General features: G+C 51.1%; 19 protein-coding genes. 10 read left to right on the top strand and 9 right to left on the bottom strand.

Annotated features, from left to right (window positions below):
* The first annotated feature begins 45 nt into the window (after positions 1 to 45).
* From waaF to DYA43_RS13430, 3 genes are read left to right on the top strand one after another with little or no spacing between them, the layout of a single operon-like run.
* The gene (gene waaF, locus DYA43_RS13420; protein WP_081094791.1) at positions 46 to 1,092 is read left to right on the top strand and encodes a lipopolysaccharide heptosyltransferase II; all 1,047 of its coding nucleotides are present in this window, start codon (positions 46 to 48) and stop codon (positions 1,090 to 1,092) included.
* Between the two features lie 8 nt (positions 1,093 to 1,100).
* Entirely contained in the window at positions 1,101 to 2,354 is a 1,254-nt protein-coding gene (gene waaA, locus DYA43_RS13425; protein ID WP_061057006.1) for a lipid IV(A) 3-deoxy-D-manno-octulosonic acid transferase, read from the top strand.
* A 41-nt stretch (positions 2,355 to 2,395) separates the two neighbouring features.
* Positions 2,396 to 3,475, top strand: a complete 1,080-nt coding sequence (locus tag DYA43_RS13430; RefSeq protein ID WP_061057007.1) for a glycosyltransferase — start codon at positions 2,396 to 2,398, stop codon at positions 3,473 to 3,475.
* On the opposite strand, the gene DYA43_RS13435 is transcribed toward DYA43_RS13430, so the two are convergent.
* A complete protein-coding gene (locus tag DYA43_RS13435; RefSeq protein ID WP_061057008.1) occupies positions 3,472 to 4,185 on the bottom strand; it encodes a 3-deoxy-D-manno-octulosonic acid kinase in 714 nt (237 codons plus the stop codon). The genes DYA43_RS13430 and DYA43_RS13435 overlap by 4 nt on opposite strands.
* 153 nt (positions 4,186 to 4,338) lie before the next feature.
* Between DYA43_RS13435 and DYA43_RS13440 the strand changes: the two genes are divergently transcribed.
* The 5 genes from DYA43_RS13440 to coaD all read left to right on the top strand — a co-directional run bounded on the left by DYA43_RS13440 (position 4,339) and on the right by coaD (position 8,991).
* The gene (locus tag DYA43_RS13440; protein WP_061057009.1) at positions 4,339 to 5,409 is read left to right on the top strand and encodes a glycosyltransferase family 9 protein; all 1,071 of its coding nucleotides are present in this window, start codon (positions 4,339 to 4,341) and stop codon (positions 5,407 to 5,409) included.
* Entirely contained in the window at positions 5,402 to 6,193 is a 792-nt protein-coding gene (locus DYA43_RS13445; protein WP_020332724.1) for a glycosyltransferase family 2 protein, read from the top strand. The genes DYA43_RS13440 and DYA43_RS13445 overlap by 8 nt, the downstream gene beginning before the upstream one ends.
* Entirely contained in the window at positions 6,190 to 7,230 is a 1,041-nt protein-coding gene (locus DYA43_RS13450) for a glycosyltransferase family 4 protein (RefSeq protein WP_061057010.1), read from the top strand. Before DYA43_RS13445 ends, DYA43_RS13450 begins: the two co-directional genes overlap by 4 nt.
* Positions 7,231 to 7,313: 83 nt before the next feature.
* A complete protein-coding gene (locus DYA43_RS13455; protein WP_061057011.1) occupies positions 7,314 to 8,408 on the top strand; it encodes a glycosyltransferase family 4 protein in 1,095 nt (364 codons plus the stop codon).
* An 85-nt stretch (positions 8,409 to 8,493) separates the two neighbouring features.
* The gene (gene coaD / locus DYA43_RS13460) at positions 8,494 to 8,991 is read left to right on the top strand and encodes a pantetheine-phosphate adenylyltransferase (RefSeq protein WP_014204064.1); all 498 of its coding nucleotides are present in this window, start codon (positions 8,494 to 8,496) and stop codon (positions 8,989 to 8,991) included.
* Positions 8,992 to 9,050: 59 nt separating this feature from the next.
* Here coaD and DYA43_RS13465 read toward each other — a convergent pair whose 3' ends face one another.
* The 8 genes from DYA43_RS13465 to DYA43_RS13500 form a co-directional block, all read right to left on the bottom strand.
* Entirely contained in the window at positions 9,051 to 11,054 is a 2,004-nt protein-coding gene (locus tag DYA43_RS13465; protein ID WP_061057012.1) for an LTA synthase family protein, read from the bottom strand.
* Positions 11,055 to 11,297: 243 nt separating this feature from the next.
* A complete protein-coding gene (locus DYA43_RS13470) occupies positions 11,298 to 12,302 on the bottom strand; it encodes an NAD-dependent epimerase (RefSeq protein ID WP_061057013.1) in 1,005 nt (334 codons plus the stop codon).
* 43 nt (positions 12,303 to 12,345) lie between these two features.
* Positions 12,346 to 13,182, bottom strand: a complete 837-nt coding sequence (mutM, locus tag DYA43_RS13475) for a bifunctional DNA-formamidopyrimidine glycosylase/DNA-(apurinic or apyrimidinic site) lyase (protein WP_061057014.1) — start codon at positions 13,180 to 13,182, stop codon at positions 12,346 to 12,348.
* Between the two features lie 35 nt (positions 13,183 to 13,217).
* Positions 13,218 to 13,697: a hypothetical protein gene (locus DYA43_RS13480; protein ID WP_024374705.1), complete on the bottom strand. Its 480-nt coding sequence runs from the start codon at positions 13,695 to 13,697 to the stop codon at positions 13,218 to 13,220.
* A 147-nt stretch (positions 13,698 to 13,844) separates the two neighbouring features.
* Positions 13,845 to 14,012, bottom strand: coding sequence for a 50S ribosomal protein L33 (gene rpmG / locus DYA43_RS13485; protein WP_004728408.1), 168 nt, complete (start codon positions 14,010 to 14,012; stop codon positions 13,845 to 13,847).
* Positions 14,013 to 14,025: 13 nt separating this feature from the next.
* Positions 14,026 to 14,262 carry a 50S ribosomal protein L28 gene (gene rpmB / locus DYA43_RS13490; RefSeq protein WP_004728407.1) on the bottom strand — a complete coding sequence of 79 codons (237 nt, stop codon included), beginning with the start codon at positions 14,260 to 14,262 and terminating at the stop codon, positions 14,026 to 14,028.
* 403 nt (positions 14,263 to 14,665) lie between these two features.
* A complete protein-coding gene (gene radC / locus DYA43_RS13495) occupies positions 14,666 to 15,340 on the bottom strand; it encodes a RadC family protein (RefSeq protein WP_020332549.1) in 675 nt (224 codons plus the stop codon).
* 108 nt (positions 15,341 to 15,448) lie between these two features.
* Positions 15,449 to 17,128 (bottom strand): methyl-accepting chemotaxis protein, encoded by a 1,680-nt coding sequence (locus DYA43_RS13500; protein ID WP_032081580.1) that lies wholly within the window; start codon positions 17,126 to 17,128, stop codon positions 15,449 to 15,451.
* A gap of 196 nt (positions 17,129 to 17,324) precedes the next feature.
* Between DYA43_RS13500 and coaBC the strand changes: the two genes are divergently transcribed.
* On the top strand, positions 17,325 to 18,542 hold the full coding sequence (gene coaBC, locus DYA43_RS13505; RefSeq protein WP_061057015.1) for a bifunctional phosphopantothenoylcysteine decarboxylase/phosphopantothenate--cysteine ligase CoaBC: 1,218 nt from the start codon (positions 17,325 to 17,327) through the stop codon (positions 18,540 to 18,542).
* Between the two features lie 124 nt (positions 18,543 to 18,666).
* On the top strand, positions 18,667 to 19,257 hold the full coding sequence (gene slmA / locus DYA43_RS13510; protein WP_020332546.1) for a nucleoid occlusion factor SlmA: 591 nt from the start codon (positions 18,667 to 18,669) through the stop codon (positions 19,255 to 19,257).
* Positions 19,258 to 19,262: the final 5 nt, after the last annotated feature.

The raw sequence follows: 19,262 nt of genomic DNA on the forward strand, positions 1-19,262 counted from the left end.
TCTACCGCCAGAATGAACACAGCATCAAACGAATCGAAGTATCGAATGAAAATTCTAGTGATTGGCCCCTCTTGGGTCGGAGACATGGTGATGTCTCAATGCCTCTATACTCGCATCAAACAACAACATCCCGACGCCGTCATCGATGTCATGGCGCCAGCATGGTGCAAACCCATTCTGGAGCGCATGCCCGAGGTACATCAAGCGATCGAAATGCCGTTAGGGCATGGTGATTTTAACTTTCTTGGTCGCCGAGCCATCGGTAAGTCGATGCGTGGTCAATATGATCAGGCTTATATTCTGCCGAATTCAGCCAAATCCGCGCTGATACCTTGGTTTGCCGACATTCCAGTCAGAACAGGCTGGAAAGGTGAGATGCGTTACGGGCTGCTGAACGATTTACGCCCAAATAAAAAATCCTTCCAATACATGACCGAGCGTTATGTAGCCTTGGCACATCCCAAAGCAACCATGGTAGATTCCGCATCATTGGGCGGCCTCGACGCGTTACCACGCCCAAGTCTGTACATTGATAAAGACGCTCAGCAACAAACTCGCGATAAGTTTGCCCTTCACTCCTCGCGCCCAGTCATTGGCTTGTGTCCCGGGGCTGAATTTGGACCGGCGAAACAATGGCCGACCGAACATTACGCCGCCGTCGCCGCGGCGATGATCAATGCAGGGAAACAAGTTTGGCTATTTGGTTCAGCGAAAGACAGTAAAACCACGCAAGCCATTGTGGCCGATCTCAACGACGAGCAACAATCACACATCGTCGATTTGGCGGGCAAAACCAGTTTGATCGAAGCCGTCGACATGCTGGCCTGCTGCGAGAGCGTCGTCAGCAATGACTCGGGGTTAATGCATGTGGCCGCAGCAGTCGGTTGCCAAGTGGTCGGGGTGTATGGCTCCACTTCGCCAACATACACGCCGCCTCTGGCAGAGAAAAAAGCCATCATTCATACCGATATTGAATGCAGACCGTGCTTCAAACGGGAATGTCCGTTAGGCCATTTGAAATGTCTGAAAGATCTCGCTCCGCAGCGTGTCATCAACGCGTTGATGCAATTCGACAACGCAGAACAGGAGTAATTTGAACAATGCGCCTGATCTATACTCTGTTGCTGATTGTCGCTAGTCCATTACTGCTCTATTCATTGTATAAAAAGAAAGTCGGTAAACCGGCTTTTGGTGCACGTTGGAAAGAGCACTGGGGAATGACACCCAAAGTTAGTTCTCAGAATCCTATTTGGATCCATGCGGTTTCCGTTGGTGAGTCAATCGCCGCGATTCCCGTGATCAAAGCCATGAAGCAAGCGCAGCCAGATCAGGCGATTGTCGTTACAACCACCACCAGCACTGGTGCGGAACAAATCGCCAAACTAGGCGACCTGATTGAACATCGCTACATGCCGTTGGACTTTGCTTGGTGTGTGCGCCGCTTTTTGCAAGCCGTTAAACCGTCTCGACTCCTGATCGTTGAAACGGAACTGTGGCCGAATACCGTACACACAGTGCATCAACATAACATTCCAATAACCATCATTAATGCTCGCTTATCAGAGCGATCTTGCCTTCGCTATCAAAAGTTTTCCGCGCTATTTAATCTGATTCGCCCTTACGTTGATCGCATTTTGTGTCAGTACGATAGTGACGCTCAGCGTTTTATTCGCTTGGGTTTTCAACCAGAGCAAGTTCAGGTGACCGGCTCGATTAAGTTTGATATTGAAATTGCACCCACGGTACTCGAACAGGGAAGACAGTTACGTGAAGAGCTGGGCTTAGACCGTCCGGTATGGATTGCCGCCAGCACCCACGATGGTGAAGATGCTATTCTCCTCGACGCTCATCAAGCCCTGCTAGAGCATTTTCCCCAGGCTTTACTGATCTTAGTTCCACGCCATCCGGAACGGTTTAATTCCGTCTTTGACCTCTGCATAAAGCGAGAGTTTATAACTTGTCGCAGAACGTTCCCAACACCAATGCAACAAGATTGTCAGGTCTACCTTGGCGACACAATGGGCGAGTTACTAACACTACTCAGTGCGGCGGACATCTGCTTTATGGGAGGCAGCCTTATCGGCGATAAAGTAGGCGGGCACAACTTACTTGAACCAGCTGCTCTCGGAAAACCACTACTCAATGGCCCAAGTTATTATAACTTCAGTGAAATTATGCAATTGCTGCAGGCCAATGATGCCGTAACTATTTGCGGAAATGCCCAGCAAATAACTTATAATCTCCAGCAATTTTGGACAACTTCCCAACTGCTACAGGTAAAGGGAGCCAACGCACTGAGAGTCGTTGAGCAAAATACAGGCGCAATTTCTCGTACAATCGCCAATATCGCCTAGAACAACTAAAAGATGGATTTGAATGCAGTGATGGTTAACTCATGAACATAAAATTTTTAATCAGAGACTTAAAAATTGAAGGCGTACAGGTGGTAACTGTGCGCCTGGCTAGGCTGCTGCAGGCGAACGGACACAACGTACAAATCATCACTCTGTTCGATCACATTGAGTTACCGGAATTAAGTGATTTAAACATCTCTTGTCTGAATATTCCTCAGAACAATAAATGTGAGAGAGTACTGCTGTCGCATTTTAAATCCTGGTATCAGGACGCTGAGTTTGACTATTTGATTGCCCCACACAGTGAATGTATCAAGTTAATCGCACATTTTTCTGATCAGCGTTTAGTTCCATTTATCCATAACTCGGACCAGTATTCCTACAGTCAACGCAACTGCTTCAAACGCTTTCGATACCGCAACAGATTGGCGAAGCGACTCAAAGGAAAGCATGTGTTGTGCGTCTCCGAGAGTATAAAAAAGTTTACTGAGCAGTGTTGTGGGAAACACATCCAGCCCGCTAGCGTGCTCTATAATCCTTTCGATATTGAGACCATCCGACATTACGCTTGTGATGAAAGCGCACAGGCTTCTCAAGAAAACTACCTGCTTTTCGTTGGCCGCCTAGAAAAACAAAAACGTGTTGATCGCTTGCTGACTTCGTTTTCTTACGTAAAAAATCCGTCCATCAAGCTAGTGATCTTGGGTGAAGGCTCTTTGGAGCAAAAGCTAAAAATACAAGCAGAAGAGTTAAATCTAGGCGAACGAGTGGAGTTCAAAAAGTTCGACACCAATCCGTACCCAATTATTAAAGGTGCGAAAGCGGTCGTACTGACCTCTGATCATGAAGGTCTACCAACCGTTATCATTGAAGCTTTGATTCTCGGCATTCCCGCACTCAGTGTGAACTGCCCTTCCGGCCCAGATGAAATTCTTACCGGAGAGCTATCGAAATATCTGATTCACTCTTACGATGAAAAAGTCATCGCGGAACGAATCGATGCATTGCTGGAAGACCGCGACATTCCAGATCTTTCCGCGGGTTATGAAAAGTTTACCGAAGAGAAAGTCTATCAGTCTTTTATGACTATCGTAGAGCAATGGAATAACGATAAGCATTAAACTGTTGCTTGGTAACCGGCCAGCAACGCTTGCCATTCGGCGTCTTGCCATTTGATATTGGCGCGTAACTGCTCTTTGCGAAACGAACGCAACAGTCGCGCCAAATTCTCCGCTTTCCAGCCATCGCCATGTTGAAGCGCACATTTATCAAAATCAATAATCCACACATGGTTGTTATCATCGAGCAAAATGTTGTGAATATTCAAATCGGTATGGTTGACCTGAGCACGGTGCAGCTTCGCCACCTGTTGACCAATACGATGATAAAGCGCCTCAGGCAAGGCTTTGTCTTGTAACACTGCAACCAAGTCCCGCGCATTGGCCACTTTCTCACTGAGAATATCGGCCTGATACACGCAGCCCCGACGCAGGGCGCGAGCAGCAATCGGGCGTGGTACATTCACCCCTTGCTCACGTAAATGATGCAGCAATTGAAATTCGGCGCAGCTGCGGGTTTGTTCCCACCCTTGAAACCAATAACTGTCACTGACCAATTTGCCAAACAAGCCGCCCCGGCGATAATGGCGCAACGCAGCTGGCAACGCCGCCATTTGAACAAACCACGTGGTGCCACGCCCTTGCGCGCTACCAATCACCCGCTGATTGGCGTGCCAATATTCGGGGTCAAACAACGACGCCAACGGTTCATTGACCCATTGGTCGTCGTACCAAATTGTCTGATGTTTGCTGAGCTTCTGTTGTTTGATCACGTTAGGTTCCCGCTATGATGACTGACACACAAGGTGGCGATCTCATCAAAATTGGCATCTTCACACCAATAAAGAGAGGAAAAGAATGCGGTTATTTTACATTTATCGGTGGACTCTGCATAATTTAGCCTCATTAATTGAAGAGCTTATTTGATGCCACTGTTCACTGCGCCTCCGAAGTCGGTCTGTTTTCTGCGCCTGTCGGCGATTGGCGACGTTTGTCATGCCGTTGCCGCGGTTCAAAACCTGCAACAACACTGGCCAGATACCCAAGTGACCTGGGTGATTGGCAAAGTCGAAGCCCAATTGCTCCAAGGTTTGCCGAACGTTGAATTGATCGTCTTTGATAAAAAAGCCGGCTGGTCTGGGATCAAAGCGGTTTGGCAGCAACTGAAAGGGCGTCATTTTGATGCGCTCGTGCACATGCAGTTAGCCCTGCGCGCCAGTTTGGTCACGCTGGGCATTCGCGCGCAATACAAAGTGGGATTCAACCGCAAACGGGCCAAAGAAGGTCAGTGGTTGTTCACTAACCGCAAGATTGCTGACACCGAATCGGCGCACGTGCTCGACAGTTTTTTCTCGTTTACCGAATTTCTTGGCGTGCCACGCCAAACACCAACCTGGAACCTGCCGATTTCCGAACAAGATAGGCAATTTGCCCGTGCGCAACTGGGTAACCAACCGACCATCGTCATCAGCCCGGCCGCCAGTAAAGATGAGCGCAATTGGGTCACGGAACGCTACGCGCAATTTGCCGATTACGTTATCTCTCAAGGGTATCAGGTCGCCTTATGTGGCTCTCCTGCGCCGCGCGAGCAGAAACTGGCAGAGCAAATCAGCGCCTTGATGACGCACCCGGTACTCAATCTGGTTGGCAAAACCAATTTAAAACAACTGGCCGCCGTCTTGGGCGAAGCGAAGTTAGTGCTTGCTCCGGATTCTGGCCCGGCACATATTGCCACCACACAAGGAACGCCCGTACTGGGCTTGTATGCCCACAGCAACCCGAAGCGCACGGGGCCATACTTTAATATCAAAGATGTGGTGAGTGTGTACGAACCGTTCGTGACCGAGCAACAGGGCAAACCGCTGGAACTGCTGGCGTGGAGCACACGCGCCAAAGGCACGGACCTGATGCAGGCCATCTCGCTCGATGCGGTCATCACCACCTTTGATCGCATGATGTCAGCGACAACACAGTTAGGTAACCCAAATCATGGCTAATACCACTCCAACATTGGCGGTCGCCCTGATCGTGAAAAATGAAGCCAAGCACCTGCAAGCCTGCTTAGACACGGTGTATCAATGGGTCGACGAAATCGTCATTCTTGATTCCGGCAGCAGCGATCAAACTGAAGCCATCGCTCGCCGCTATACCGATAAATTTTTCGTCAACACCGAGTGGCCCGGCTTTGGTCCTCAGCGCCGTTTGGCGCAATCGCACATTACCTCAGACTATGTGTTGTGGCTCGATGCCGATGAACGCGTGACCGATGCGCTCAAAGAACAAATTTTACAAGCGGTCCACGCCGACAAACCCAACACCGTCTACCAGATTGATCGTCTCACCACCGCGTTTGGCAAACAGATTCGCTATTCCGGTTGGTCCCCCGACTGGGTCACGCGTCTTTACCGCACGCGCGACACACAATACAACCAAGCCTTGGTGCATGAGAGCGTAGAAATCCCATCCGGATTTCAACTGCGGTCGTTAAAAGGTTATCTCGAGCATTACACCTTTGAGTATCTGCCACAGTACACCGCAAAAACGCAGCAATACATGAAAGCGTGGGCTGACCAACGTGAAGGACGCAAGAAAGCGTCGTTGGGCGGCGCAGTCCTGCATGGCTTTTTCCGCTTCTTTAAAATGTACGTGATTAAACGCGGGTTTCTCGATGGTCGCCATGGCTTACTGTTGGCGATGTTAAGCGCCAACACCACGTTTACTCGGTATGCGGATTTGTGGCTGCGCGACTACGTGCGCAAGCAGGAGCAAAAACAGAAATGAACATCTGCCACGTTAACTTGGCATCCGGCTATCACGGCGGAGAAAACCAGACACTGCAACTCATCAAGCAGCAGATTCGCATGGGCTATCAGCTGACAATTGTCGCTAACCCCAAAAGCCCGTTTTTTGCGCGTGTGTCCGAGCTGCCTTGTCGAGTCATCGCCGCCAGCCATTATTTACTCCAACATGGCAAACGCGTGACCGACGGCTGTGAATTGATTCATGTGCATGAAGGCCGAGCCATTTACTGGGCGTGGCTGCAACACGCATTGCATGGTGTGCCGTATATGGTGACGCGTCGCATCGACAATCCGCTGCGCAAAAAATGGTTATCGGACCAAGCATACCGCCAAGCCGCGTTGTTGGTTGGCCTGAGCCATGAAATCGCGGCCCGCATTCGTGACGCGTACCCGACAAAAAGCATTGAGATCATTCCCAGCTCGCCAGTCACCTACCCGATTGATGACGCCAACGTGGCGCACATCAAACAGCAATTCAGTGGCAAATTTCTGGTCATCCACGCCGCCAACATGCTCAAACACAAAGGTTTTGATGTCACCCTGAGCGCAGCAAAAGCGTTGGTTCAGCGCGCCCCTGAGGTTCATTTTGCGCTGTTAGGAGACGGCAAAGAGCGAGCCGCCCTAGAGCAGCAAGCCGCAGGCTTACCCAACGTGTCGTTCATGGGCAAACAGAGCAACATGGGCGATTGGTTTGCCGCAGCCGACTTGCTGGTTCACCCTTCCTACAGCGAAGGCTTGGGTTCGGTGATTCTGGAAGCGATGGGCAATGGCTTACCGGTGATTGGTGCTCGTGCGGGCGGTATCCCGGATATTATTGACCACCAAGAGTCAGGGCTTTTGATTGAGCCCGGCGATGGCCTTGGACTGGCCAATGCGATTGAAACTATTCGCAGCGACGCCACGTTGCGCGAAAAGCTCGCCATCGGACGTGAGAAAAAACTGCAAGGCTTTCTGATTGAGAATACCGCCAAACGCTATGAGCAGCTTTACGCTCGCGTTGCGGCCGGAAAGTCATAATCTGGGCTCGCGACGCGAAAGCGTGTCAGCCACCAAATTTGAACACCGCTGCAGTTTCGCTGCGGCTGAGGTAATGTGAGACCATGAAAATCTTAATTTTTAGCTCCTATCGTGATGCCTGGAACAGCGTGCGTCCGGAAGCGGAGATGTTTATTGAAATGGCCAAGCTCGGCCATGAGGTGACCATCATGACGCAAGGCGATGCGGAGTATGTGCCGCGTTTTCGCGACAACGGCGTGAAGATCATCGACTGTTACCCGAAGAAAAAGATTTGTCTCAACACGATCAAGATGTTACGTCACGCGCTGCATCAAGAACGCTATGACGTGGTGTACGCCATGAACTCCAAAACCATTCCCAACGCGGCATTTGCCTGCATCGGTTTCAAACACACCAAACTGGTGAGCTATCGCGGCACAGTCGGCGGGTTGTATCGTCACGATCCCACCGCCTACCTGACCCATTTGCATCCTCGTATCGACGGCATCAGTTGTGTGGCACAGGCAGTGACTGACGATGTGCGCAAACATGTTTGGAAACGCGCCGACAAAGTGGTCACGATTTACAAAGGCCACGACATTGCTTGGTATCAGGCGCAGCCGGCGAATTTAAGCGCACTGGGCTTGCCGGACGACGCGTTCAGCGCCATCTGTATCGCCAATGCGCGGCCAAGTAAAGGCGTACACGTGTTGCTTGAGAGCGCGAAACAACTGGCGCCATTACCAAATTTGCACTTGCTGCTGGTCGGTCGCGATATGGATACCGAACAGAACCTGAAATTGGCCGAAGCAAGTGGCATGCGCGATCGCATACATTTCCTCGGTTACCGCAAAGATGTGCCGGAACTGCTGGCGGCAAGCCAAGTGCAAGTTCAGCCTTCGATTAGCGGAGAAGGTTTACCTAAAACCATCATTGAAGCGATGGCGATGGGCATTCCTTCCGTGGTGACCACCACCGGCGGTGGTAAAGAACTCTTGATCGACGGCGAAACCGGATTCGTTGTTCCGGTGAATGATGCCTCAGCCATCGCCGATAAAATTCAGTGGCTGTACGCGTCTGAGCAAAATCGCCAAGAGATGGGGCGCAAAGCGCAGCAGCGGATGATCAACGATTTCTCCTGTCAGGAAAGCGCTCAGCAGCATCTGGACTTTTTTCAATCGCTATTGGATGAAAAATAATCACACTTGCCGTCAGATTGTCATGGTTTGGCGGCACAGTTTTGTTTAGCATACCCCTACACGCACAAACACTGAGTAGAACATTGTGAATTCAAAAAGTATTTCCCGCGTTATTTACCCGGGCACCTTTGACCCTATTACCAACGGCCATCTGGATTTGATTGAGCGTGCTGCCAGCATGTTTGATGAAGTGATCATCGCGGTGGCCGCCAGTCCAAGCAAAAATACCCTGTTTACGCTGGAAGAGCGCGTGGCCTTTGCCAAAGCGGTCACCTCACATCTGGATAACGTTACGGCAAAAGGGTTCTCAGGCTTGATGGTGGATTTTGCCAAAGCCGAAGGCGCCACGGTATTGGTGCGCGGCCTGCGCACCACGGTCGACTTTGAATACGAATTCGGCCTGACCAACATGTACCGACGCTTGATGCCCGGGCTGGAGAGTGTTTTCCTCACCCCGGCGGAAGAGTACGCATTTATCTCCTCATCGTTGGTTCGCGAAGTCGCGATTCATGGAGGCAACGTGGATGCGTTTGTGCCCGAGTTGGTAGCCAACGCGCTGCACAGCAAAAAGATTGTGGAATAGTCACGCCTCGAAAAAAGGCTGCTCACTGAGCAGCCTTTTTCTTTATGTGTTACTCCAGTTTATGGCGTCATCGGCAACACTTGCGAGCGCAGATAATAATCTTGCAGCAACGAATACTCTTTGCCCCAGTCCGTCTCTTGCGGTGGATTCTTCTCCGGTCTGGATTGATTCAACAGCGGATTGTGTTCGTCCCACGCATAAAACACCCCCGCACCACTGCTACTGAATGCGCCCTTTTCACTGATAGTACGCGAGGCATTAAAACCGATGTTACTCACTCCGTCTTTGGCCAACAGGTTTTCGCCGCCTAAACTGATGTAATCCTGATTCGACAAACTGAAATGATACAGCGTCGGAAACAGGTCGCGATGCGAACCAATGCGCTGCGGATCATAGGTAAATGGCGTGTGATCCAAAATCGGCTGTGGCACATCAAGGAAAAATGGCACGGCGAAGGTTAAGCCGTATTCGGTCGGCTCATCGGTGCTGCTGTAACGCATGCGATGATCGCCAGTAACCGCAATCACCGTGTTGTCCTTCAACTTGTCTGAGGCTTTGACTCGGCCGATAAACTGCCCAAACGCATCCGATGCATACTGGAATGTGTTGAGTAACACTTTGGCCTGATCGCCCTGATAACCAATCAGCGAGGACAAACGTTCACTCATGACCGTTGGCTTCGGCTGATAATAATCCGGCACTTTGTACGGCGAGTGGTTGGTCACCGTCATAATAAAAATCAGCGTCGGTTTTTTCGCCTCCTCCAAAACCTTGTTGGCATACTTAAACAAGTAGCCATCCGGTACGCCCCAAGTTCCGGAATATTGGGCCGCCTCCGGAAATGCCTCAATAATGTCGTTCTCATCGTACACGCGGTCAAACCCTTGTACCGGCAAATAGTTGGCCAAATTTCGCCACATGCCATTGCCGCCATACAGGAATGTGACTTCATAGCCCGCGCGCTTATAAGGCAGAACAGCTGAACTTGGCAGCGCAATGTTTTGGATCGATGAGTGGCTGATCGTCGCCACCGGGCTGTGGAACAACGTCATGACAATGCTGTCGATGGTCGCCGACGTGCCCGCCATAAAGCGCTCGAATAAGAAACCGTTCCCCCAATACGGACGCAGGCTCCCCAGTAAATCGTTCGTCTGCGGATCGTCTTCCACCAAAATATTCATGCCCATGCTCTCCATCATCGCGACCACGACATGCGGTGGATTGTCAGCAAGGAAAGGGTTGGTCGGTACATGATAGTTCGGCGTCGGCTGACCGAGCATCTTTTCCATCTGCGTGGTCAATACGCGTTGTGACACAGGGTCAAAACGGCGCTGCTCTTTGTAATCGGTTGTCGCCCAATCAAGCGCCATAAACACGTTCGGCGTGATCATATTCAGCGGTTTGTACTGCGACACACTGGCATGATAGCGCTTAAGTGGATGGCTATCGAGCGAACCGCGTGCGACCGCGAACGTGACCACAATCGTCAGCAAGACCACCAGAGAGGTCATGCTCCAATGCCAATACATGCGTGGACGCAACTGTCCCAGCGTTGTACGCAAGAACCAGCGTGAAGAGACATAAGCCAGCAATGCGGCCAAAACGGACAACAACGAACCGCGAATGATAGGGTAATCCTGCCAGATATTGATCAGTACGGCGTTAGTGTCATCCTCCCACAGACCAAAGACAAACAGGTCAACGTAGCTGCCATAAGTCAGGTAATAGTAGTAATTACCGATGCCTCCGACTACATACAAAAAGGCAATCACGCTGTGATAACCCAAGGCAAATTTCAGCCAGCGGCGGTAGATATTGTGAAACGCAGCGGCAATTAAACCGCTGAGCAGCAACGGCGCGTAAGCAATAGCGGTGACCTTGGCATCAAACCGCCCACCGACCCAGAACACCCGCCCAATATCATCACTAACTCCGGCCTCCGGCAACACATCACGAACGTGAAGAAAAAACATTACACGGGCAATCAGCAACAGGCTGAAGGAGAACAGGAAACACTGGAGTAGTAGCAGACACAGCTGGCGCAGATGAGATGGATACTTCATTTTTATGGACAACAAACAGGTGGACAATCTGACGAGCGAAAAGCGAGTGTTTTCTTGGTCAGAGAATAAAATCAGTTAGTCACATTAGCAAGAATGATACCGAACTCAGAGCATCAAATTCAGGAAATAATATGGCGTTGAGCCAGATTTGGCTCATCAATATCTGAGCATCCGGTAAAGCGGAAGATTATCGTTTACAGCACGGGACACAAGTCCCGGCCGCAAAGAGTGTGTGAAATATCGCTATACAGAATAGAATTCTTTGTACCATTTCACAAAATTCGCCACGCCTTGTTCAACTCCCATCTGAGGTTTGTATTGCGTCGCGTTGAATAGGTCTTGAGTGTCAGCGTACGTCACATACACATCACCCGGCTGCATCGGCAGCATGTTTTTCTTCGCTTCGATACCCAGCGCCGATTCCAGTGCTTTGATGTAATCCATCAGTTTCACCGGGCTGCCGTGACCAATGTTATACACACGGTAAGGTGCTGAACTGGTCGCTGGCGATCCTGCTTCCACGCTCCACTCTGCATTCGGCTCAGGTACCACATCTTTGATACGCAAGATGCCTTCAACGATGTCATCAATGTAGGTGAAATCACGCATCATATCGCCGTTGTTATACACATCGATAGCGTCACCATTGATGATGGCTTTAGTGAATTTAAACAGCGCCATATCCGGACGTCCCCAAGGACCATACACGGTGAAGAAACGCAGCCCTGTTGTTGGTACACCGTACAGGTGAGAGTAGGTATGCGCCATCAGCTCATTAGACTTTTTGGTCGCAGCGTAGAGGGAAATCGGGTGATCCACACTATCCGACGTGTTGAATGGCGTTTTGCGGTTCAGACCGTACACCGAACTCGACGATGCATACACCAAGTGCTTGATTTTGTGGTGGCGGCAACCTTCCAGAATAGTCAGATGGCCGACCAGGTTACTGTCGGCATACGACATCGGGTTATCAATCGAATAACGTACGCCCGCTTGCGCTGCCAGATGAATGACCTTATCAAACTGTTCAGCCGCAAACAGATCGGCAATCGCTTCGCGATCCGAGATGTCCATTTCAAGAAACGAGAAACGTTCATGTGCCGCTCGCTCCAAGCGCGCGTCTTTCAACGCCACATCGTAGTAGTCGTTCAGATTATCAATGCCAACCACATCGTGGCCTTCGGCACACAGACGTTCAATTACCGCTGAACCAATAAAACCCGCAGCTCCGGTCACTAAATATTTCATTGTTATACTCTTTAAGCCTCTAAATTAGTGTATGGGCGTTATATCACAAATGTGTTGATTTTTCGCGCTCTGGTGGCTGACATTGTGGACAAAAGAACGAGTTGCGCTGACCAATTTTAAGCTCGGCGATTTTCTCGCCGCAGCGAGGACAAGGTTGGCCCTTTTTGCCATACACCTGCAACTCCTGGGCAAAATAGCCCGGTTTGCCATCCGCTTGGGCAAAATCTTTCAGCGTGGTGCCACCTTGCGCAATAGCGGTAGTTAAGACCGCTTTGATGTCAGCCACCAGAGAAATCCACTCGGCTTCACTCAGAGAATGGGCAGGTCGCAGCGGATGAATATGAGAGCTGAACAGCGACTCATTGGCGTAGATATTGCCCACACCGACGACAATTTTGTTGTCCATGATAAACGACTTCACCGCCACCCGCTTATTACGCGCCTTATTTTGCAGATACTCAGCATTAAACGCCTCCGTCAGTGGCTCTGCCCCCATATGGCCCAGCACTTCGTGACTCTCGCCGACCGGACACCATAACCAGGCACCGAAACGGCGCGGATCGTTGTAGCGCAGTACTTTGCCATTGGTCAGCGTCAGATCCACGTGATCGTGTTTGGCGGGTGGAAAATCGCCATCCAACACGCGCAGTGACCCTGACATGCCTAAATGGACGATAGCGCTGCCGACCGGTGTTTCAATCATTAGATATTTGGCGCGGCGAGAAATGGCGGTGATGACCTGCCCTTCCATCTGCTTCAATTCAGCGGGAATATCCCAACGCAGTTTAGGCGTACGGAACGTCAGCGAACGCACGGTTTCTCCCACCAGATGCGGCGAGATACCCATTCGGCTGACTTCAACTTCCGGGAGTTCTGGCATGTTGTGTAATTAAACCTCTAATGATGGAGCGGTGCTCAGGATGACGGCAGCAGGTAACCATTGTCGACAGAGATGGCGATCCACTTATCCTGCCAGTTCTTAAACAGCCAGAACTGTGGCGTACGGTAATAAGTGATCCTTTGCGGCTCTTCCTGATCGCTATACCACACTTCGATCGTCTGCGGACTGCGTAAATTCGGTTGCAACGACAGATAGGTCTCATCGTTCACTTCCGTACCAACCAGCTCTTGCCAACGTTTCACCAGCTCTTCCGGAGCCACCTCTGTCGGTGGTGTGGCTCGCCAGCGACCCTGATTCAGCTCCAGTGACAAACGGGCAAAATGCATAGCCTGTAACTTGGCGTGCGGATTGAGTAAGGTTGGATACGAGCTAACCTCCGGTTCGATCAAATACGATTTGATGAACGCAGGCAGATTCAACACTCCGATAAACACAATCACCGCCAGAATCAGAATGTTATTCCATCGGCGACGACGATGAGGCGCGACGCGCATAATCGCTGTCCTTAGTTGATTACGATACCGCTAGAGTAGCAGAGGAAGAAAAGAGATCCTAGATAAGTGCTTGGCAGGACACCGAAAGCAGAAAAGAAAAAACCCAGCCAAGAGGCTGGGTTTTTATCGTTCCAAGGAAGCCATCAATTACTTGATTTTCGCTTCTTTGTATACAACGTGCTGGCGTACAACTGGATCAAATTTCTTGATCTCAAATTTGCCTGGCATGTTGCGTTTGTTCTTGTCAGTTGTGTAGAAGTGACCAGTACCAGCAGAAGATACTAGACGGATTTTCTCACGAATGCCTTTAGCCATTGTTTAATTCCTCTTAAACGTTTTCGCCACGTGCACGGATATCAACAAGAACAGCATCGATGCCTTTCTTATCAATGATACGCATGCCTTTAGCAGTTAGACGTAGTTTAACAAAACGTTTTTCGCTCTCTACCCAGAAACGATGAGTTTGTAGGTTCGGCAGAAAACGACGCTTAGTAGCATTTCGTGCGTGTGAACGGTTGTTACCCGTTACTGGACGCTTACCAGTTACTTGGCATACTCGGGACATGAATGTCTTCTCCAAATCGTTTCAGCTCGATATCAACCTTGGTGGCCGAACCTCTCTCTTTCTACATAAGAAGTTGAGGTTAAAAACCGTTATGGAAAATCCATACAAGGCTATCAAAGGTCGCGCATTATACTAACTTGACACGCATTGCTCAAGACCCGAACAGATCCTTTTTACAGGATTACCTGATCTTTTTTGTGTTGAGCTGAATTGGGGTTAAAAAATGTGTGCGAATCATACCAGAAAACCACAGAAAGCTAAGCATTTTTTGTGCATTCAAGTGAATTGCTGGTAAGGGCTGTCGGAATTTTCCTGAGAAAAAGTGAAAGTTTGTCCCTACAGCCTTGTATTTGCTCAATAGTTTAAACTTTCAACAACCCGAAATTTATTTTTTTGTGTCGCTTTATATCCAGCCCCGCTCCGCAAATGAGACCACGTCACCGTCACCCACCACGAAGTGATCCAACACGCGAATGTCCACCAGCGCTAGGGCATCGGTTAGACGCTGCGTGATCCTTCGGTCCGCCTGACTGGGTTCCGCAACACCGGACGGGTGGTTGTGCGCCAGTATCAGCGCCGCCGCGTTGTGGTGCAGTGCGCGTTTGACCACCTCTCGCGGGTAGACGCTCGCCGCATCAATCGTACCTTCAAACAGCACTTCATCACGAATTACGCGGTGTTGGTTGTCGAGAAACAGAATGTAGAACGCTTCACGCTGGCGATCGCGCAGCACACTCGACAGATACAGTTTGGTCTGCTGCGGACTGGTGAGCGCTTCGCCGCGTTTGAGCGTTTCTGCCAGATAGCGCTGAGTCATCTCCAACACCGCCTGCAACTGAACAAATTTCGCTTCGCCAAGCCCTTTGTGGACACAAAACTGATCCTTGGTGGCGGAAAACAGGGCGCGCAGCGATCCAAACTCGCGCAGCAGAAAGTCGGAGAGTTCGAGGACATTCATACCCTGAGTGCCGGTGCGCAGAAAAATCGCCAGCAATTCAGCATCGGATAATGCCTGAGGGCCGCGTAACAACAACTTTTCACGCGGCATGGATTCGTTGGGAAGGGATTTGAGGCTCATGTATGGCTCCTGTGATTTGCCATACTCAAGCCGATCTCTCCCTCAGGCTGCAAGCGGCCTGAGGGATCTTTAGAGCGGCGTCATTCAGCGGTGCAACGCCGTTGTCAGTTAAAGCTTAAAGTGACCGACCAGGTTCCCCATTTGCTGGCCCGATTGTGCCAAACGGGTGCTGATCGATTCTGAACGCTGCAGGTTATCGCTAAGCTCATTGACTATCTGCTGAATCGCGACCAGGTTTTGGTTGATGTCTTCCGCCACTGCGCTTTGCTGCTCAGCGGCAGAAGCGGTCTGAATCCCCATATCGTGAATGACACTGACCGCATCAGAAATGCCAGACAAACTGTCTTTAATCTGCACCGATTCCAGCGCGGTTTTTTCGCCGCGATCCTGACTCAGTGCCATACTGCTGACCGCTTTACTCACCCCTTGATGCAGCGCCTGCAGCATCTCACCGATTTCCTGTGTGCTGTTTTGCGTGCGGCTTGCCAATGAGCGTACCTCGTCGGCCACGACGGCAAAACCGCGGCCCTGCTCGCCAGCGCGTGCTGCTTCAATTGCCGCATTCAATGCCAGCAGGTTGGTTTGTTCAGCAATATCCCCAATCACGTTCAGTACTTTCGTGATCTGTTCCGTTTGCTGGCTCAATTCTTGAATCGCATCCGAAGTCAGGTTGACTTCGTTCACCAGCTCGCCAATACCTTCAATCGCCAGATTCACCTCTTTCTGCGCATCCATGATCTGACGGTTGGCAGAGTCAATCGCCTGAGCGGTAGAGTTGGTGTTATTGGCCACTTCACGGGCTGTGGCGCTCATTTCGGTTACCGCGGCAACCACTTTATCGGTCTCCATGCAGTGGCTGTTCATTTGCTGGCTGGACTGCGTTGTTTGCACATCGAGATCGGCCGCGGCAGACTGCACGTCCTGCGCCGAGGTACGCAGATCGACAATCAGCGGATGCAGTTTGTCCATAAAGGCATTGAATGCTTGCGCGACTTCGCCCACTTCATCGTGGCTTTCGACTTTCAAACGCGCGGTGAGATCGCCGCCACCCGCCGCGACCGCTTTCAGTGAGTCCACCACGTGCTGCAACGGCGCCACGCCGCGCGCAACCAGCACGCTCACCACGATGATAGTCAGCACAAGCCCGACGACGGAAAGACCAACTGCCGACAGGGTTTGTTCATACAGCTGCGCTTCGCGCTGCGCCTTAAACTGAGCGACCTGAGTATCGATGTCATCAATATAGATACCGGTTCCCAGCACCCAGTCCCATTTCGGCAGATATTCCGCATACCCCAGTTTAGGCGCCTGCGCGTCAATCGACGGTTTGTGCCACGAGAAATAAAGGAAGCCGTCGCCCGATTTTGCCGCTTGGATCAATCCGGCGATCACCGGCACGCCATTTTTATCTTTCAGATCGTAGAGATTCTTGCCTTCCAATGACGGATTAATCGCGTGCAGCGTGTTGATGCCTTTGGAGTCATAGGCAAAAAAGTAGCCATCGCTGTCAAAGCGCATTGCTTTGAGAATCGTTTTCGCCTGTTCTTTGTTTTCCCCGCCCTGATCGGCGTCGTACAGCGATTTCACTGCAGTGACACCCATCATCAGGTAGGCTTTGAGCTCCGCTTTGCGGCTGTCGACCAGCTGCGCGCGGTATTGAGTCAGTTCTTGGTCGAGGGATTTCATCCCGTTCCAGTAATATACCGCCGTGACCATGGCAGTAATAATCACCAGAGGAATGACCGTTAGCAGTAAAAGTTTAGTTCGGCTTCTCAGGGAGGTAATCATAAAGGTCCTTGTGCTTTATTATTGGTTTTTATAAAACAGTATGTTGCATAATCCAGAAAGAATATCTGTGAGGCTGGCATAACTTTGCAGCGTCCGGCTGAGGATTTATCGCCTGCACATGCCGAGATTTGACACAGCTCCGACATCTTTCTGGAGTTGTGCTAACATAGCGCGCAGAATTTTTGAGGAATCCAGCATGCAAACATTGGCAGGAAAAAAGATTCTGCTTGGTATCAGCGGCGGTATCGCGGCGTACAAATGTGCAGAATTAACCCGTCGCCTGATTGAGCGCGGCGCCGACGTTCAGGTCGTGATGACCAAAGCGGCAAAAGAATTTATCACGCCTTTAACGATGCAAGCGGTCTCCGGTCGCCCTGTCTCTGACAGCCTGCTCGACCCGGCCGCCGAAGCGTCGATGGGCCACATCGAACTTGCTAAGTGGGCCGATCTGGTTCTGCTGGCACCAGCCACCGCCGATCTGATTGCGCGCATGGCCGCAGGGATGGGCAATGACTTGCTCACCACTCTCGTGCTGGCCACGGATGCGCCCGTTGTCGTCTCTCCGGCAATGAACCAGCAGATGTACCGCAATATCGCGACTCAAGAAAACATTGCCACTCTGGCTCGTCGCGGCATGCAGATCTGGGGACCAGCCGCCGGTGAACAAGCGTGTGGCGATATCGGCCCGGGCCGCATGCTCGAACCGATGGATCTGGTGCATCGCTGTGAGGATTTTTTCGGCCCAAAGCCGCTGGCGGGTAAACGCGTCCTGCTGACCGCGGGCCCGACCCGGGAAGCGCTCGATCCGGTGCGTTACATCACCAATCACAGTTCCGGAAAAATGGGCTTTGCGATTGCCGATGCGGCGGCGAAACTGGGAGCGCAAGTGACGCTGGTCAGTGGCCCGGTGAATTTACCAACGCCTGCCAACGTGTCGCGTATCAATGTAGACAGTGCTATCGACATGCACCAAGCGGTGATGGCGCACGCAGGCGAGCACGACATTTTTATCGGCTGCGCGGCGGTGGCGGATTACCGTCCGCAGAGCATGGCACAGCAAAAAATCAAAAAAACCGACGACAGTGATACGCTCAGCGTCACTATGGTCAAAAATCCGGACATCGTCGCCTCGGTCGCCGCGATGACCGATAACCGACCATTTACCGTCGGTTTTGCCGCCGAGACACAGGATGTGGAAAAATACGCGCGCGGCAAATTGGTGAAGAAAAATCTCGATATGATCTGTGCCAACGACGTCTCCGTCGCCGGCCAGGGTTTCAACAGCAACGACAATGCCCTCACGGTGTATTGGCGCCCGAGTGAAGCAAGTGCACCCAGTGAGCAATCACTGCCATTGGCCTCCAAAGCCGAATTGGCACAAGCGCTGATGCTGTTGATCAACGACAAACTGTAAGCGGCTCCCCGCCTGCTTACACCATTTTATCGAAACGCTCTGAAGTGAGGTTGGGGCGCGAAACAGTGACCTTTTCGCCCGACTCATTTCTAACCAAGCAGTGGTATTAAAAGGAAACACGGTTATGGCCGTCAGTAAGAAAAGCAATCGACGTGAAGAAATTCTCCAAGCCTTAGCAGAAATGCTGGAGTCGCACGAAGGCGCCTCGCGCATCACCACCGCCAAACTGGCAAAACAGGTCGGTGTCTCTGAAGCGGCGCTGTATCGTCACTTTCCCAGCAAAGCACGCATGTTCGAAGGTCTGATCGAGTTCATCGAAGAGTCGTTGATGTCGCGTATCAACCGCATTCTGGATGATGAAAAAGACACCCTGAACCGTATTCGTCTGGTGATGCAACTGCTGCTGGCGTTTTCAGAACGTAACCCCGGTCTGACAAGAATTTTGTCCGGCCATGCTCTAATGTTTGAAAATGAGCGTCTGCGTGAGCGCATCAATCAGCTGTTCGAGCGCATCGAGACCTCACTGCGTCAGATTCTGCGTGAACGTAAAATTCGTGAAGGCAAATCATTTCCTGTTGACGAAAACATTCTGGCCGCCCAGTTACTCGGTCAGGTCGAAGGCAGTCTGAACCGCTTTGTGCGTTCCGATTTTAAATACCTGCCAACGGCCAACTTCGACGAATACTGGTCGCTGCTGAGTGCTCAGATTAAGTGAACCCC

It is taken from the genome of Vibrio fluvialis, from assembly GCF_900460245.1.
GTDB classification, from domain to species: Bacteria; Pseudomonadota; Gammaproteobacteria; order Enterobacterales; family Vibrionaceae; genus Vibrio; species Vibrio fluvialis.

Excerpts from the sequence above, each read along its gene's own strand:
- DYA43_RS13445 (WP_020332724.1), top strand. The coding sequence starts at position 5,402 with ATGGCTAATACCACTCCAACATTGGCGGTCGCCCTGATCGTGAAAAAT.
- slmA (WP_020332546.1), top strand. The coding sequence starts at position 18,667 with ATGGCCGTCAGTAAGAAAAGCAATCGACGTGAAGAAATTCTCCAAGCC.
- rpmB (WP_004728407.1), bottom strand. The coding sequence starts at position 14,262 with ATGTCCCGAGTATGCCAAGTAACTGGTAAGCGTCCAGTAACGGGTAAC.
- DYA43_RS13480 (WP_024374705.1), bottom strand. The coding sequence starts at position 13,697 with ATGCGCGTCGCGCCTCATCGTCGTCGCCGATGGAATAACATTCTGATT.
- DYA43_RS13465 (WP_061057012.1), bottom strand. The coding sequence starts at position 11,054 with ATGAAGTATCCATCTCATCTGCGCCAGCTGTGTCTGCTACTACTCCAG.
- waaF (WP_081094791.1), top strand. The coding sequence starts at position 46 with ATGAAAATTCTAGTGATTGGCCCCTCTTGGGTCGGAGACATGGTGATG.
- DYA43_RS13470 (WP_061057013.1), bottom strand. The coding sequence starts at position 12,302 with ATGAAATATTTAGTGACCGGAGCTGCGGGTTTTATTGGTTCAGCGGTA.
- coaBC (WP_061057015.1), top strand. The coding sequence starts at position 17,325 with ATGCAAACATTGGCAGGAAAAAAGATTCTGCTTGGTATCAGCGGCGGT.
- DYA43_RS13430 (WP_061057007.1), top strand. The coding sequence starts at position 2,396 with ATGAACATAAAATTTTTAATCAGAGACTTAAAAATTGAAGGCGTACAG.
- rpmG (WP_004728408.1), bottom strand. The coding sequence starts at position 14,012 with ATGGCTAAAGGCATTCGTGAGAAAATCCGTCTAGTATCTTCTGCTGGT.
- radC (WP_020332549.1), bottom strand. The coding sequence starts at position 15,340 with ATGAGCCTCAAATCCCTTCCCAACGAATCCATGCCGCGTGAAAAGTTG.
- mutM (WP_061057014.1), bottom strand. The coding sequence starts at position 13,182 with ATGCCAGAACTCCCGGAAGTTGAAGTCAGCCGAATGGGTATCTCGCCG.
- DYA43_RS13500 (WP_032081580.1), bottom strand. The coding sequence starts at position 17,128 with ATGATTACCTCCCTGAGAAGCCGAACTAAACTTTTACTGCTAACGGTC.
- DYA43_RS13455 (WP_061057011.1), top strand. The coding sequence starts at position 7,314 with ATGAAAATCTTAATTTTTAGCTCCTATCGTGATGCCTGGAACAGCGTG.
- DYA43_RS13450 (WP_061057010.1), top strand. The coding sequence starts at position 6,190 with ATGAACATCTGCCACGTTAACTTGGCATCCGGCTATCACGGCGGAGAA.
- waaA (WP_061057006.1), top strand. The coding sequence starts at position 1,101 with ATGCGCCTGATCTATACTCTGTTGCTGATTGTCGCTAGTCCATTACTG.
- DYA43_RS13440 (WP_061057009.1), top strand. The coding sequence starts at position 4,339 with ATGCCACTGTTCACTGCGCCTCCGAAGTCGGTCTGTTTTCTGCGCCTG.